Source organism: Segatella copri (genome assembly GCF_009495355.1).
Lineage (GTDB): Bacteria > Bacteroidota > Bacteroidia > Bacteroidales > Bacteroidaceae > Prevotella.
Window position 1 is genome coordinate 41,445 of sequence record NZ_VZAD01000036.1, and the last position, 15,223, is coordinate 56,667.

Sequence of the window (15,223 nt, forward strand, 5' to 3'; positions counted from 1 at the left end):
GTTTTGAATTATTTGTTGCTCATCAAGTGTGTGTACCTCATGCCTTTCTGCAGTTCTGCCACAGCCTCGTCGCCTACGAAGTAGCTCAATATCTTGTAGGCATAGGGCAGGGTAGCAGCCGGACCTTCACCTGTTATCACGTTGCCGTCCTCCTCATACAGATGGCCAGTATACTCGGTGTCGGCAGCAAAGTATTGTTCAAAACCAGGATAGCAGGTAGCCTTCTTGCCGTTGAGGATGCCCGTGCTTGCCAATACCATAGGGGCAGCACAGATGGCACCTATGCGCTTGCCGGCCTTGTGATGAGCGATGAGCGCCTGTCTCACGCCCTCGTGCTCGTTGAGATGAGTGCTGCCTGGCATTCCTCCTGGCAGCAAGAGCATGTCGGCATCGCCGAAGTCCTTCACGTCCTCAAAGCGCATGTCGGCTTTCAGTGTTACGCCATGAGAAGTTTCTACCCATTCGCTGCCCGTAATGCTTACGGTCTTGATGTCTACACCACCTCTGCGAAGTATGTCTACCGGAGCCAAACCTTCGATTTCCTCGAAGCCATTGGCAAGAAATTCGTATACCTTTGCCATAATTTTATGTTCTTTTTGTCTGATTATTCGATTTATATTATTACCTTTGCAAAAGTAAGAATAATAATTGAAACAGCAAAATAAATGACACGACAACCATTGAAATTTGCGATATTTGGCAATGAGTACCAGGCCAAGAAGTCTACTTCGATAGAGAAGATCCTGGACTATTTAGCGCAGAAAGGCGCCGAAATCTATGTGGAGAATGCCTATTACGAGTTTCTCACCCGCAGTCAGCACATCGATGTGAAGGCGGCAGGAGTGTTCGAGGATTATAACTTCGATGTGGATTATGTCATCTCCATGGGAGGCGACGGCACCTTCCTCAAGGCTGCCAGCAGAGTGGGAGCCAAGGGAACACCCATCATCGGTGTCAATATGGGGCGACTGGGCTTCCTGGCAGATGTGTTGCCTGGCGAGGTGGAGGCAGCCTTGGACAGCTTGTATGCCGGTGAGTGCCAGATAGAGGAACATGTCGTCATTCAGGTAGAGGCAGAGGGAGGTGTCTTGGCAGGCAATCCTTTTGCCCTTAACGATATTGCCGTGCTGAAGCGTGACGATGCGTCCATGATTTCTATTCGCACGCAGGTGGATGGAGAGTTTCTGGTTAACTACCAGGCTGACGGACTGATCGTGACCACTTCTACGGGCTCTACAGCCTACAACCTGTCGAATGGCGGACCTATCATCATTCCCCAGAGCAGCAGCCTGTGTCTCACGCCCGTGGCTCCTCATAGTTTAAATATTCGTCCCGTCGTCATTAATGACACGGCAGAGATAACACTCGATGTGGAGAGCCGTAGCCACAACTACCTTGTTGCCATCGACGGACGCAGTGAGCGAATGACTGAAGGCACACGTCTCGTTATCCGCAAGGCTGCCCATACCATTAAAATAGTAAAACAGCGCAACCAGCGATACTTCTCCACTCTGAGAGAGAAGTTGATGTGGGGTGCCGATCAGAGAGGAAGATGAATTTAAGTGAAGAGTGAAGAACGAAGCGTGAAAAAATCAAATGAAGAGATGGATGAAGATAATCAAGGTTCCCAAGTTCAAGTATGATGCCAAGACCCTGCTCAAGTGGCTTTGGCGTTCCTGGCGTGGCAACCGTCTGCAGGCTACGCTCAATGCTGTTGTCGGCTTGCTGTCTGTTGCTGTCAGTTTAGGACAGGTGTGGGCGGTGAAGCATGCCATCGATGTGGCTTCGCATGCCGTGCAGGGCAATATCTATTGGGCTGTGGCATTGATGGGTGGACTGATATTATGCGATTTCGCACTCAACATCTCTGGCATCTGGATAAGAAACCTCCTGGGCATCAAGGCGCAGAACCGTATGCAGCAACGTATGCTCGACCGCATCCTTCGCTCGGAGTGGCAGGGCAGGGAGCGCCTTCATTCGGGTGATGTGCTCAACAGGCTTGAGGGGGATGTGTCGCAAGTGGTAGGCTTCCTTACCGAGACTATTCCAAGTACCTTGAGCGTCCTGGCGCTTTTCCTCAGCGCCTTCTTCTATCTCTTCTCCATGGATAAGCTCTTGTCGGTAGTCATCGTCGTTATGATTCCCATCTTCCTGGCTTTCAGCAAGGTGTATATGGGCAAGATGCGATTCCTGACCCGTCAGGTGCGCGATACCGACAGTAAGGTTCAGAGTGTGCTGCAGGAAACCATCCAGCACCGCATGCTTATCAAGACCTTGGAGAGTAACAGCGTCATGGTGGAACGGTTGGAGAACACCCAGTGCGAGCTTCGCTCCAAAGTGGTGCGTAAGACCATATTCAGCGTGTTCAGCAACTTGGTTCTTAACTTTGGCTTTGCCTTGGGCTATCTGGTGGCATTCCTTTGGGCTGCCGTGCGCATGAGTGCAGGCTCGCTTACCTTTGGCGGCATGACTGCCTTTCTGCAGCTTGTCAACAAAATACAGGGTCCGGCACGCAACCTTGCCAAGCTGGTTCCTGCCTTTGTGGGGGTGTTTACTGCTGCCGAACGACTCATGGAGTTGGAGGAAAATCCATTGGAGGAACAGGGTGAGCCAATAGAGATAGACTCGCCTTGCGGCATTCGCCTTGAGGGAGTGAGTTATGCCTATAAGGAAGAGCAGTCTGAGGACGATTCAGCTTCCGATGCCCGCAATGTCATTCATCAGCTCGATTTCGATTTCACACCAGGCAGCTGTACTGCTATCTTGGGTGAGACAGGTGCCGGCAAGACAACTCTTGTTCGCCTTATCCTGGCTCTGCTTCGTCCGCAGCAAGGTCAGCTCTCTATATATAATAAGGTGAAGAGTCAGACGCTCACTCCGCTTCATCGATGCAACTTTGTTTATGTGCCTCAGGGCAACACGCTGATGAGCGGAACTATCCGCGACAATCTGCGGTTGGGTAAGCTCGATGCTACTGATGAGGAGATGGTGGAGGCTCTGCATAAGAGTTGCGCCGACTTTGTGATGGAGTTGCCTGCAGGGTTGGATACTCTTTGCAGCGAACAGGGAGGAGGACTGAGTGAAGGACAGGCGCAGCGTATTGCCATAGCCCGCAGTCTGTTGCGCAATCGCAGCATCATGCTCTTCGATGAGGCTACGAGTGCCCTTGACCCAGAAACCGAGCGCCAGCTGTTGCAGAACATCCTGTCTTCTCACGACAAGACCATTATCTTCATTACCCATCGTCCTGCTGTGGTCGACTATTGCGACCAGGTGCTCAGAATAGAGCGCACCAACAACAGTTGAATATTTCCTCTTCAAGAGTGAGGGTGACATAACCGAATGTCTTCTATGCTCAGTCCTGTGGCTTGGGAAATAATTTCCAAAGGAATGTTCTGTGAAAGCAGGTTGCGGGCTATTGCTTTTTTCTCTTCAGCTCTTCCCTCAGCTCTTCCTTCAACTCTTCCTTCAGCTCTTCCTTCAGCTCTTCCTTCAGCTCTTCCTTCAGCTCTTCCCTCAGCCAATCCTTCTAATTTAGCATTGCCAAGTACGTCATTCTGAATCATGATGGCATTGATATGCTCGTCGTATGCGTGACGTTCTGCATCCGACATCTCGTAGTATTTTAGCTTCTCGCGAGCCTCTTGCAGACCTGGAGCTTTAGTGTCTGGAGAGATAACGCCATTCTTCAGATAGTTTACCCATTCTTCCAATGGTGATTTTGCCACTTTATTGAACTCGTTGACACGCACAAGGATATAGGTAGGGAAAATCTCAGAAGGTGATTTTCTTACGATATTGTTCTTTTCCTTGGCACTTATCACGAGCTGGTCTTTCGTGTGCAGACCTGTAAAATTGTTCTGTCCGATATAGATGTAGTCAGAACCTTTTCCGAGATCGAAGTACAAGATGCTGATAGAATATACCTTTTTCACCTCTTTATAGCTGTTGCCGAGGTTGATATGCTCAGTAATAGCTTTTGCTACTCCATAAAGAACTCGCTCTAAGTAGTACAGCTCACTTGTGTTTTGTATTTCCACAATGATAATTTCTCCCTTGCTGTTTCTGGCTTTTATATCAACGCGGTTGAACTTATCATCTTCTTTCTGCTGATTACTTTCACTTTCCAGTATTTCTATGATTTTTACTTCTTCATTCAGAAATACGGTAAGGAATCCTTCCAAAACGTCAAAATTAGCTTTCTGACGGAGTAATCTTTTGATTGCCCAGTCGAAACGGATGTATCTATCTCTCAGTTCTGCCATAATAAAACCTCCTTTTTGTTTAAATGATAATTGCCGAGTGCAGGATATCTTATGCAAAGATAGCACCAACGAGCGCATTGAAAACTTGTTTTCAGATTGCCGAGTGCAGGATATCTTATGCAAAGATACATTTTTTCTCTTTTGCTTCCAAATGTTTTACCGAAAAAATGATATTTCTTCTTTTTCGGCTATTTTACTCTATACGAAAAACTGGCGACCCTCGCATAACGTGAGCCGCCAGTTGAATAGATGAATTATATGTTAGGTTTTTTTATTTACTTGATAACTACCTTTTTGCCATGGTGGATATAGATGCCAGCCTGGTTAGGTTTCTGGTTCATTTTCATACCGCTGAGAGTGTACCAAGCATTATTGACGTTTTTGCCTGTATTCTCGGTTATAGGCAAGTCGATACCTGTATCTATGTCTTTAGTAACATCCGTAACGATATACTGACCTTTACTATTCTTGTTAGGACCCACTTTGACAAAAATAGTTGAGTTGACTCCAATAAAGTCGACTGACTGAGTTTTCGCAGCCGTTCCTGCAGCATTAGGCTCGCAGAATACAAAGTTTATCAATCCGCCTTTCTGGGTGATGGTAAATTCTTTATAGTACCAATTCTTGTTGTCGATCGTCTTGGTCTGTGTGATGTTTACACCAGGCCACTCTGTACCCTCTGTAAAGTCTGTCATGCTGCTCCAGATGTGGAAGTTTACCTTTTTCCAGTTGGTGTCATCCGTATTAACATATACGGTAATGTTGTAAGGCTCGAAAGACTTGATGCTATAGTTGTAAGTGCGAATACCGCTTACAGTACCATTGATGAGCAGACCCACCTTCAGTGTGCAAGAACTGTTGATGTTGATAGATGTACCGCTTGCTACCTGTGCGCTTTTAGCTGTAGGGTCGATGCCATTGGTGGTGTAAACCAACTTAGCTGCGCTGTTCTGGCTTACTGCAGTGAGAGTCACTTTGAAGCCCTCCTCATATTCGCCTGAAGCCTTGTCTGCCCATGCTGTCTCTGAGTTGTTTGACAGATAGTACATGTAGTTTTTGCCAGAAAGGATGCGGGTGTATTCTGTTTTTGATGGTGTTGCCATCATGCTTGGAATACCTACAACAACCAACAATTTGCGACCATTAGTACCAGATACTGCATTAGCAAAATACTGTGCGTTGTTAGTATAATTGTTATAAGAACTTGTGTTGGTGATGCCTACTAATTTGCGGGCTTCTATCATGCTCTTCAGTTCATGCTCGTATGCTCTCCAGTGAGGCTGGAAGATACAAGGCGTACCAGGCATGGCAATAAGGAATGCGTTGGCAGCAGGAATATATGCTGTAGGGATAGGGTCTGGATTGTTGCTCTTGTCTTCACGTACCTGGATATCGTGGTTTTCTACGAAGGTAACAGCATACTGACGATAAGAAGGATCAGACATCAGACTGCTGTTGTTCAGTTTTCTCCAGTCGTTGTATTTGATAGCATCGGTCATGTTGTAATGGAATTGGAAGTCGAAGGCACCGCTCTTCTTGCCTGTTTTGTTGATCCAGTTCTTGATATTGCCTACACCATCCCAATACTCGCCTACGGAGTACTGAATACCTGTTGCTGTGTTGTAGTCGCCCACATGGCTTGCGTTGAAACCTTTTACCATGTCGTAGCGGAAGCCGATGTAGCCCAAGTCTTCTTTCAAGAATTTCAGATAAGCCTTAACTACTTTCTGTACGTTTGCGCTCTTGTGGTCCAAGTCACGGCAGTCTCCGAAGTCAGAGCCTTCATCGTTGTTGTTGCTGAGGCTGACACCTTCTTTTTGAGCTTGTGTTGCCGTTTTGCCACCATCGTCGTTTTTGCAGATGTCGGTAGGCAGCATCTGGTAGGTCACACCCTTGTATGTTTCAGCAGGGAAAGTGAACCAACCCTCTGTATTCCGGTGGTTGACAACCACGTCGGCAATGGTTCCGATACCATTATCCTTAAATGTCTTGATCATGGAACGCAACTCGTCTTCTGTTCCGAAACTGGAGTTGTGATTGAAATAGTAATAAGGCTTATAGCCCATTACCTGTACGGTTTCAGCACATTTTCCGCTCTGAGGAACCCATACGAGGTCGATGAATCCTTTCAACTCTGAAGTTTGAGCTTCAAGGGTCTTCCATTGTGCATAGTCGTATGCATTCCAAGAGAATCCCTGTAGCATCACTCCTTTGTAGTTTGCCGGCCATCCCTGTGCCGAAGCACTGATTACTGCCAATAGTGCAATAAGTGTCAAGTAAACTTTCTTCATATTCTTCTTGTTTTTTTGTTTTCGGTGGTAAAGTTATGATTTTCTTTTGTAGTGGCAATCTTTTCTTGACCTAAATCAAGCAAACGACTTGCGCAAACGTTTGCATTTTCTGTGCAAATTCATAGTATCTGTCATGACCTCAGTTCAGAATTATGTTGTTTCAGGAGGCGAAAAGCGATAAGCTCCTATTATTGGCGTATTGCTTTTTTACTTAAATTTTGCCCCACACACCCTACCCTTCAGGGCGTGCCAACCGTACAGGTCGAAAGAATGCAGGGCATACAAAAAAGCGGTCTCTGAATAGAAACCGCCTTTTCCTCGTAACCACCAAATGATGGTGCAGAATATGAACAATTAACAGCCAAATCGAGCGTTTTTCCTCCGATTTGGCTAAAGAATCGCTTGCGTTCTCAAATATTTTCCTTAAATTTGCAACACAATAAACAGCTAAAGAATATCAGTTATGGAGCAAATAGTAGGCAGAAAGACAGAAATCACACAGTTGACAGAATATTTTAATTCTGGCAAAGCAGAGTTTGTAGCAGTATATGGAAGAAGACGTGATTTTGTAGAAGAGACTGGTGTTCGGCATGGCATCTTGCCTACACTAATAACTACATTCGGCATCCGCCCCAATGCCCATTCAGCAATTGCACAAGTGCAACTGACAATGGATGACTTGTTTGATGATATGGGATAATTGTTAAAAAACTTGAAAACATTTGGTTGTCTCGATAATTATTGCGTAATTTGCGCAACGTAAAAAGCGCAATAAGATTATGGCAACAATTAACAACCCTTTCGTGATGTATGGATACAAAGGAGCAGAGTACTTTTGTGACCGTGAGAAAGAAACTGAGAAGATGATGACTTCGCTCCATAACGAGCGAAATATCACGCTTGTCGCACCTCGCCGTATGGGCAAAACTGGATTAATCCATCATGTCTTCCAACAGTTGGAAAAGCAATATGATGATGTGAAATGCTTCTACTTAGACATATTTGCCACCAAGAACTTGGAGCAGATGGTGCAACTCATGGCTTCGGAAATCATTGGGAAATTAGATACAATCTCTCAATCCGCCTTGCGTAAAGTACAGGAGTTCTTCAGCAGTTGGCGACCAACGCTAACAATTGACGAACTGACAGGCATTCCAACATTTTCTTTGGATTTGAAACCAAACGAGGGACGAGAAAGCTTGAAGCGAATCTTCGAGTACATGAAGCAATCTGGAAAGCGATGCTACGTGGCAATAGATGAGTTTCAACAAATCATGAACTATCCAGAGGATGGAGTGGAAGCATTGATACGTTCCTACATCCAATTCCTGCCCAATGTATATTTCGTATTTTCTGGCAGTCAACTGCACATGATGGAAGAGATGTTTTTGTCGGCGAATCGCCCATTCTTCCAGAGTTCTCTTGTCATGTCACTACCATGTATCGCCGAGTCAAGATATCTATCATTTGCCAATCGTCTTTTGTCATCACAAAAACGAGAGGTAGATGTAGACACATTCACCTATATCTACTCGCAAGCCGACAGCGTAACTTGGTATGTACAAGCCATCCTACATGGTATTTACGAACATCGTGATGAGCAGATCAATAAGGACTTAGTGGATGAAGTGATTCAAGAGTTGATAGAGGAGCAAGCCATGGCATACCAAAACTATTGTGCATGGCTGACCGAAAACCAGCAGTTACTCTTGTTAGCAATTGCTAAGGAGCAAATAGTTTCCTCCCCACTTAGCCAACAGTTCATCATCACCCACCACCTACCTGCCACCAGCAGCGTAAAGACTGCCCTGAAGGCTCTTGTGGACAAGCAACTGATCAGCAAGACCCCAAAAGGCTTCTTTGTCAGCGACCGCTTCTTTGCGAAATGGCTGGCAAAAGGATAATAAAGCAAAAAATGAGGGTTTCCACAGAACATATAGTTCTTTCTGCCGATGGTTTACGATGAAATACTGGAGGAGAAAACGAAAATAGGCGGCTCCCGATATGTTCGAGAACCGTCTATTGGATGTTATTCTTGATTCCATTCGTTGAGTCCCTTTTCGATTTCTTCAATGGAAGGAAGGTTGCTGCGAAAATCTTTCGGCAGAGCTTGACCTAATTCATAGTCGGATACACCAATTGGCTTATGTATATCACGAAGTGCATATTCTGCTTTTATTCTGTCTTTGGTCTTGCAGAGAAGCAGGCCGATAGTTTTGTTGTCGCCTTCTCTGCAAAGCGTGTCATCTATGGCAGAGCAATAGAAATTGAGCTTACCGATGTATTCGGGCATGAAGTCAGTGGCTTTCAATTCTATAACTAAATACCTGTGCATAAAGGTGTTATACATCAGCATATCGATATAATAGTCATCACCTGAGACCTCAATGTGATATTGTCTTCCCATAAAAGCGAAGCCAGCTCCCATTTCGACCAAGAATTTTTCGATATGTTTGATGAGCCCAATTTCGATGTCTCTTTCGTCATATTGGTCGGTGAAAGTGAGCATGTCGAAAATATAAGGGTCTTTCAACAATGATTTTACCTCTATTGCTTCTGTAGCAGGGAGCGTTGTGTCGAAGTTATTGGCGAGAGCGCCATGCTTGCCATAATAATCGAGCTTGATGGCCTCAGCAAGATAGTCTTTGCTCCAATGCCCTGTAATGCATTGTACCATATACCAATAGCGAGCTTTGAGGTCTTTAACTCGTTGGAGTAAAATTATGTTATGAGTCCAATTTAAGTGCTTGATGGGTAATGTGTTTACATTATTTTTCAATTGCGCAACCGCTGGTTGCGCAATTGAAAAATATCCAACTTTAACCATGGTCAACTCCTTGTTGTACTCATTGTAAAACTGCATCATGCACTGCATGTTTCTTATGGAGAATCCTTTCCTCTCAGGATACTCATTCTTTAGATCTATAGATAGGCGCTGTAGAGTCTTCTTGCCCCAACCATCAGTCTCTTGGCTTTTGGTAAGCATTTCACCGATGTCCCAATTCATACGGAGCAACTCCTCGTTTGCTGCGTACATGGCTTTCTGTTGGGCAAAAGAAACACGATGCTTGATTTGTCTCAACAAAGATGGATAACCTTGGAAGTTTCCCATGCCTAATTCTTTTTGTTCAATTTCTTGTTTCATATAGAAGATTGTTTGTTCCAATCTGCAAAGAAAATGCAAACGAGCGCAAAGAAAGCTTGCTTTCAATTTGCCGAGTGCAGCTTTTCTTCTGCAAAGATATGATTTTTCCTCGTAACTTCCATGGTTTTTGGGGAAAATGTAGAGATGATGATAAAGAAAAATAGGCGGCTCCCAATATGTTTGAGAACCGCTTAGTAATCTCTTCTTATTCCTTCATTTTCTGAATTTCCTCCAGTGGAAGCTCTGTGGCCGTTGCCACTTGCATATATATCACGCATATTCTTGATGTCCTCGTCATAAAGCTCAAGTTCCTCTCGGGAAAGCTTGCGGAGGTCGCCTATCTCTGCCAATTTGCGGAAGACTGGATACTTCTCGCTGAATGGCATCTGCTCAAACATGTTCATATTCATTTCCTCCTTTTTATTTGTTTTATTCTTTAGATTCTCTTGTGGTTTCTATAGAAAATTTCAGAACTCCTAAATTAACCCCAAAAGTCAATTTGCGCATTTTTAATGGCAGATTGTCTACGAAGACTTCGTTCATCGCAGCTTGTATTTTTCCTTCTGTTTCTTTGTTTGGTAAAATACCATGCTCCTCTGCATCCGCATTCACTTTATCTATCGTTCTTGCCAATTTGCGAAGCTTAGTGAAAGTATCAATGATGGCAATGGTGGTGCTGATGGCTAAATCACCTTTCAGAATGGTGGCAAGCATATAAAGTCCTTGCTCGGTAAAAGCATGTGGAGCAACAGTGGAATGCTTGATTTTATTGAACCGATCAAAATTTTTGATCAGTTCATCTTTCTCTCTGTTATTCAACTCAATAACATAGCCTGGAGGAAACTTTTTAGGGTTGTTCCTTAGTGCTTGGTTGATTTCTCTTGTTTCTACTCCATACAATTCAGCAACATCTCTGTCAAGGATGACTTGCGTATCCCTGATGACAATGATTTTACTTTCAGTTTTTACAATATCTTCTTGATGTCCCATAATTCCTTTTTTAGAGCTATTTATGGGCAAAGATACGACTTTTCCTTGTAACTTCCAAAGTTTTAGAGAAAAATGTAGGGATGGGGATAAAGAAAAAAATGAGGGTGCGTCACAGACTTATGACACACCCTCATTGATATTTAGTTTATTTGATGAAGCAAATGTTTACTTCTTTGTCATCTCACACTTTGCTGTTCCTTCTGCCCAATTAACCTCAAGCTTAATGTCATAAGTACCAGCTGCTACAGCGATGTTATCTCCATCATGAACCAAGGCGTCAAGTGGACCACCCCAGTTGAGATTCCAATCGTTTGTGTGACGGAACTTCATTTCGCCATCAGTCAATTCGACGTTCTTAAGTTCCCAACAGCGCTCTTCCGGATTGTATGTCATATCAGTATCGCTATCCCAACCAGAAGGAGTTGCGTTACCAATGATACCAATGCTAAAAGGAGTCAGTGTGTAAGTCTTCGCAGACAAGTCAACATCCACCTGATAGAAACCTGCTTCTTGTGTCATCATGATGTTGTCTTCTGACTCACCGAAGAATGCTCCACCATAGTTGGTACCATCCCAGTCTTTCTGAGTGCAGAACTTGAAACCATTCTGGTTCAGGTACATGTAACCTGTGAAGTGAACACCATCCTCACTTGAGAGGTAGTCAATCTGTTTCCAGCCATTAGCATCGCCAGCCATATAGAGGACAGGCTTGCCTACTGAGTAGGTCAAGTTGTTCATATCGAGAGTTACAATCCATGTACCAGCACCAGGGATAACCAATGTTTGGAGTTCACCCCATTTATCACCAGTATAATAGATGTAGCCAGAAGCATCTTCACAACCATTATCCTTACATCCTAAGGCACCACTATTAATGGCATCCCAATCACCGCTAACAAACTTGCTGCCTTCGTAGAACTTGAACCAATTCTTATCTTTCTCTGTAGTGACTTTGAGCTGGTAAACACCATCAGACACTTTGGTCATCCATTCAGGATTAGTGTTGTCCCATCCATTTCCGTTTATCTCGCCGAGCAAGTAGCCATTCGGGTCGATAGCAGGAGTTGGTGTTGGCTTAAGTTTTGCTGTAGTCGTACCTACGGTGTTGATAGCGACAGCATCGCCTGATGCCAGATTGACAGAAACCTTGGACTCAACGTTGATGTCACGAGCTACGCTTGCGCGTGAATTGTTCTGTTTGCAGAGAATCTTCTCCAATTCGACTGCATTTACCTGAATGTTGTTGCCGACGGCTTCGCCTTTGATAGCCTCACCATTCACTTTCAAGTCTTTCAGTGTATAGCCTTCAACATTGGCATCTGTCGAGTTGACTGTGACGAGATTGATGACTCCATCTTCGTCAGGCATATTACATTCTGCTTCAGGACCCGCTGTAAAGGTGATACCATATTTGGCAGCTGAGGCTTCCTGTGGATTGTGCTGTGGTTGAGCCCAATCATCGTAGTCGCCGTTGCAGCTGGCAAGTGATACACTTGCCAAGACTGCTAAGCTATATAAAAATGTCTTTTTCATTTTGCTTTCATCTTAAATTATCTAACTTCTGCTTTATTTGTATCAAAGTTGACATACAACTTCGTGCCAACGGCAGGCTTAACAGAGTAAGCTTCACCCATGGTCTCAGCCCAGTTGTTTGGCATATTATATTTACGCCAGAACACTTCGCCATTGTAAACAGTGAACTCTGTGCGATACCAGTCGATGTCACCGACCTTGACTGCAACACGAAGTTCTTCGCTGGCAGTGAATGCAGGAGAAACCCATTCGCCACTTGGATCGTCTGGAGCTGTCAGAGCAGTATCGTCAGCAAAGCCCCAAGCGGTTTGACCAATACAAGTACCAATCAGGCAAACCTGAGTCTTGTAAACAGTCAGTGTCCAGTCGATGTTCTTCTTGTCTTCGGTAATCTTACCCTTGAAGTGGAGAGTGTACCAGCCAGCGTTGGCTACCTTGATGGTTTGATTCTCACCTGCAGAGATACCTGCACCATCTACATCGTTGATTTCCTTAAGACGGTTGATGCCGCGGTAGTCATTGTTCTCGGTACCCCACTTGAATTCGCCACCTGCTGGCACGTAGATGATACCATAGTAATTGCCATCCAAGCCTTGTACCTGTGGAATAGGCTTCCAACTCTGCCATGGAGTCTGGATAGAGCTTCCAATCAAGAAGAGGTTGTCGGTGAACTTAGCGTCAGGAGCCTCGTAGGTAGCCTTCACAGAAGGCAAGGTGATAACATTTGAATAGGTCTCGCCCAAGGTTTGATTCAAAGTACCGCCAATGACTGCACGAAGGCGGATATAAATAGGCATCTCCTCTGGAACACTTGTATCAGGATTGGCTGCCTGGAAGAGAGATACCACAGCATCGTTTACTTCGGATGCATTAAATTCCAAACTGCTTGCATTGTCTGCGTATGTCGCCAACTCTACATGAGTGGCAGCAGGATCGCTGACGAATGTAGGGTCGATAGATACCTGCGCATAATACTTCACTGCGTAGGGTACATTACCATAATTTGGCTGAGAGCATGTCAGTACCAAGTTTTTTGCACTGTTGAGGTCGTATGTATTGTTTTCTGCAAGAGCAGGAGTGTTCAATACAAATCCCTCTGCAAGATGACTCAGGTCCAATGTAGGGTTGCTGTCTCTGTCTTCATCACAGGATGTAAAGAGCAAAGGGAGTACCAATGCTGGCAGCAACATGAATTTGAATATCTTTTTCATAATTGATTTCTTTTAATTAAATCTGGTTTCCAAACAATTAATATTTGGGGTTCTGTGTCATGTTAGGATTGTTCTTAATCTCATTGTATGGAATAGGATAGACGTCGTAGTATGATGGAATACCAGTACCATTTTCCACACCACCCTTGAAACTCCAGAGATACTTGGAACCTGAAAACAAGCCAAAGCGAACCAAGTCGGAACGACGGCGGCCTTCCATATAGAACTCACGGCACCATTCATCGATAAGAGTCTGATCATCTACTGATGTAGCTTTCAAATCACGATTGGCACGGCCCTGAACCTCCAGGATGTCAGCCAAACCTTCCTGACTGCCGTTGAGGCGATACTTAGCCTCTGCACGGGTCAGATAGATTTCTGCCAAGCGGAACACAGGAAAGTCGGTATCAGAATAGTTCTGATCGTGCTGTGCTGTACCGTCTGCGTGGAGATTGCTCCACTTTACAAAAGACGCACCATTCAGAGGACCTGTGATGTTCTCACCAGGATTGATCGTACGAACTTTGCCTGTTTCGCAGCCACCTACACCCATATAGAACAGGGCACGGTCGTCCTTAGCCTTTGCTACGACATCGGCTGTACTGATACCCTTCTCATTATCTTTTGCTATAATCTTCTCTTGTGTTGCATTTTCAGGGATATCTTCTTTAGCAGCCATAGGGATGTCTTTGTTTGGGAAGAACTTCTCAACCATGTTCTCGCGGGCAAAAAAACATTTCCATGGGTCACCCGTGCTTGCATAAGGCATACCGGCGATAGTGGCTGCCGCTACGAGGTAAGTGGTACCTGCATACGCACGCGCCTTCAAACCATCCTGACGGATAGGGAAGATGATTTCCTTCATGGCCTCTGGGTTGCAGTCATTGTCGCCCATAAACAACTGCTGATAACCGCTATAGCCATTCTTTTTTTCACGACAAAGATCATATTTACCGCTGGTGATAATCTTGTCGCAATAATCAATAGCCTTCTGGTAGTCCTTCACCTGACCATCGGTATAAACTTCAGAGTTTAGAGCCAAACGAGCATGAAGTGCGTATGCTGCACCACGGTCGGCACGTCCGAAATTCTGACTGTTATTATAAGCGCCCACCTCAGCCATCAGAGGCTCGATGGTAGTCAACTCATTATCCAACCACTCGTAGAGATCCTTGCCACTTTTCTCGGTAGGGAGACTATCGTCGAAAGTGAGCTTGAAAGGAGCCTTGCGATACAGGTCGAGGAAATAATAGTAGTTCAGTGCACGGAGGAAGCGAACTTCTGCAATCTTATCTTCGCTCAGGCTGCCTGACTGCTCGGTAATAAACTGGTTGTACAGGGTAATGTCGAAAATGAGACGCTGGTATGCCCAGTTTACACGGCCATTACTGCTTTTCCAACTTAAATTTGTGATAGGAGCGATGTCAGGATCATTCTGATATGCCCATGCTGTCTCGTCAGTCATCAACTCTTGCAGGTTGAAAATGGTACGGATGAATCCGCTCTCACCCTCGTCGCAACTCAAGTCTGCTGAACCAGCAGGACCTTTCTGACCAGTAAGGCCAAGAGTAGCATACTGCTTGGCCAAGAGACCCTCTACTGAATATGTTGGGGTGGACTGTGGGTCAATGGACTTGATATTCAGTTCGTCTGCGCAAGAGACAAAGCCCATGCACAACATGCTTGCCATTGCAGTCTTTAAAAATATTTTTTTCATAATTGTCTCCTTTTTTTATTTTAGAAGTTAAGATTCAAACCAAGTTGGAAGCTTATTGGACGTGGGTAAGG

General features: G+C 44.9%; 12 protein-coding genes and 2 pseudogenes. 5 read left to right on the top strand and 9 right to left on the bottom strand.

Annotation, left to right across the window (positions count from 1 at the left end):
* Nucleotides 1-8: 8 nt before the first annotated feature.
* Nucleotides 9-581 (bottom strand): DJ-1 family glyoxalase III, encoded by a 573-nt coding sequence (locus F7D20_RS04080; RefSeq protein ID WP_158462958.1) that lies wholly within the window; start codon nucleotides 579-581, stop codon nucleotides 9-11.
* Between the two features lie 84 nt (nucleotides 582-665).
* On the opposite strand from F7D20_RS04080, the gene F7D20_RS04085 reads away from it, so the two are divergent.
* Both F7D20_RS04085 and F7D20_RS04090 read left to right on the top strand, forming a co-directional pair.
* On the top strand, nucleotides 666-1,556 hold the full coding sequence (locus F7D20_RS04085) for an NAD kinase (RefSeq protein WP_022252140.1): 891 nt from the start codon (nucleotides 666-668) through the stop codon (nucleotides 1,554-1,556).
* 52 nt (nucleotides 1,557-1,608) lie between these two features.
* A complete protein-coding gene (locus tag F7D20_RS04090) occupies nucleotides 1,609-3,306 on the top strand; it encodes an ABC transporter ATP-binding protein (protein ID WP_158462959.1) in 1,698 nt (565 codons plus the stop codon).
* An 11-nt stretch (nucleotides 3,307-3,317) separates the two neighbouring features.
* Here the strand turns inward: F7D20_RS04090 and F7D20_RS04095 are convergent, their stop codons facing one another.
* A complete protein-coding gene (locus F7D20_RS04095) occupies nucleotides 3,318-4,265 on the bottom strand; it encodes an Rpn family recombination-promoting nuclease/putative transposase (protein ID WP_158462960.1) in 948 nt (315 codons plus the stop codon).
* Between the two features lie 707 nt (nucleotides 4,266-4,972).
* On the opposite strand from F7D20_RS04095, the pseudogene F7D20_RS13205 reads away from it, so the two are divergent.
* Nucleotides 4,973-5,155, top strand: a pseudogene (locus F7D20_RS13205) (hypothetical protein); the annotation flags it as partial.
* On the opposite strand, the pseudogene F7D20_RS04100 reads toward F7D20_RS13205, so the two are convergent.
* Nucleotides 5,114-6,556: pseudogene (locus F7D20_RS04100) on the bottom strand (alpha-amylase family glycosyl hydrolase); the annotation flags it as partial. The pseudogenes F7D20_RS13205 and F7D20_RS04100 sit on opposite strands and share 42 nt — an antisense overlap.
* A gap of 463 nt (nucleotides 6,557-7,019) precedes the next feature.
* On the opposite strand from F7D20_RS04100, the gene F7D20_RS04105 reads away from it, so the two are divergent.
* Both F7D20_RS04105 and F7D20_RS04110 read left to right on the top strand, forming a co-directional pair.
* A complete protein-coding gene (locus F7D20_RS04105; protein WP_022252115.1) occupies nucleotides 7,020-7,256 on the top strand; it encodes a hypothetical protein in 237 nt (78 codons plus the stop codon).
* Between the two features lie 79 nt (nucleotides 7,257-7,335).
* A complete protein-coding gene (locus F7D20_RS04110; protein WP_158462962.1) occupies nucleotides 7,336-8,460 on the top strand; it encodes an AAA family ATPase in 1,125 nt (374 codons plus the stop codon).
* A gap of 125 nt (nucleotides 8,461-8,585) precedes the next feature.
* Here the strand turns inward: F7D20_RS04110 and F7D20_RS04115 are convergent, their stop codons facing one another.
* From F7D20_RS04115 to susD, 6 genes are all read right to left on the bottom strand, one after another.
* Nucleotides 8,586-9,701 carry a PDDEXK nuclease domain-containing protein gene (locus F7D20_RS04115; RefSeq protein WP_158462963.1) on the bottom strand — a complete coding sequence of 372 codons (1,116 nt, stop codon included), beginning with the start codon at nucleotides 9,699-9,701 and terminating at the stop codon, nucleotides 8,586-8,588.
* Between the two features lie 191 nt (nucleotides 9,702-9,892).
* Nucleotides 9,893-10,105, bottom strand: coding sequence for a hypothetical protein (locus F7D20_RS04120; protein ID WP_158462964.1), 213 nt, complete (start codon nucleotides 10,103-10,105; stop codon nucleotides 9,893-9,895).
* A gap of 25 nt (nucleotides 10,106-10,130) precedes the next feature.
* Nucleotides 10,131-10,691 carry an ORF6N domain-containing protein gene (locus tag F7D20_RS04125; protein WP_158462965.1) on the bottom strand — a complete coding sequence of 187 codons (561 nt, stop codon included), beginning with the start codon at nucleotides 10,689-10,691 and terminating at the stop codon, nucleotides 10,131-10,133.
* A 165-nt stretch (nucleotides 10,692-10,856) separates the two neighbouring features.
* Nucleotides 10,857-12,224 (bottom strand): Outer membrane protein SusF domain-containing protein, encoded by a 1,368-nt coding sequence (locus F7D20_RS04130; RefSeq protein WP_158462966.1) that lies wholly within the window; start codon nucleotides 12,222-12,224, stop codon nucleotides 10,857-10,859.
* A gap of 17 nt (nucleotides 12,225-12,241) precedes the next feature.
* Nucleotides 12,242-13,435: a SusF/SusE family outer membrane protein gene (locus F7D20_RS04135; RefSeq protein WP_158462967.1), complete on the bottom strand. Its 1,194-nt coding sequence runs from the start codon at nucleotides 13,433-13,435 to the stop codon at nucleotides 12,242-12,244.
* A gap of 37 nt (nucleotides 13,436-13,472) precedes the next feature.
* A complete protein-coding gene (gene susD / locus F7D20_RS04140) occupies nucleotides 13,473-15,152 on the bottom strand; it encodes a starch-binding outer membrane lipoprotein SusD (RefSeq protein ID WP_158462968.1) in 1,680 nt (559 codons plus the stop codon).
* Nucleotides 15,153-15,223 lie beyond the last annotated feature (71 nt).

Bases quoted from the DNA above. Each gene is read 5' to 3' on its own strand.
- F7D20_RS04080 (WP_158462958.1), bottom strand. From the start codon at position 581: ATGGCAAAGGTATACGAATTTCTTGCCAATGGCTTCGAGGAAATCGAA.
- F7D20_RS04085 (WP_022252140.1), top strand. From the start codon at position 666: ATGACACGACAACCATTGAAATTTGCGATATTTGGCAATGAGTACCAG.
- F7D20_RS04090 (WP_158462959.1), top strand. From the start codon at position 1,609: ATGAAGATAATCAAGGTTCCCAAGTTCAAGTATGATGCCAAGACCCTG.
- F7D20_RS04095 (WP_158462960.1), bottom strand. From the start codon at position 4,265: ATGGCAGAACTGAGAGATAGATACATCCGTTTCGACTGGGCAATCAAA.
- F7D20_RS04105 (WP_022252115.1), top strand. From the start codon at position 7,020: ATGGAGCAAATAGTAGGCAGAAAGACAGAAATCACACAGTTGACAGAA.
- F7D20_RS04110 (WP_158462962.1), top strand. From the start codon at position 7,336: ATGGCAACAATTAACAACCCTTTCGTGATGTATGGATACAAAGGAGCA.
- F7D20_RS04115 (WP_158462963.1), bottom strand. From the start codon at position 9,701: ATGAAACAAGAAATTGAACAAAAAGAATTAGGCATGGGAAACTTCCAA.
- F7D20_RS04120 (WP_158462964.1), bottom strand. From the start codon at position 10,105: ATGAACATGTTTGAGCAGATGCCATTCAGCGAGAAGTATCCAGTCTTC.
- F7D20_RS04125 (WP_158462965.1), bottom strand. From the start codon at position 10,691: ATGGGACATCAAGAAGATATTGTAAAAACTGAAAGTAAAATCATTGTC.
- F7D20_RS04130 (WP_158462966.1), bottom strand. From the start codon at position 12,224: ATGAAAAAGACATTTTTATATAGCTTAGCAGTCTTGGCAAGTGTATCA.
- F7D20_RS04135 (WP_158462967.1), bottom strand. From the start codon at position 13,435: ATGAAAAAGATATTCAAATTCATGTTGCTGCCAGCATTGGTACTCCCT.
- susD (WP_158462968.1), bottom strand. From the start codon at position 15,152: ATGAAAAAAATATTTTTAAAGACTGCAATGGCAAGCATGTTGTGCATG.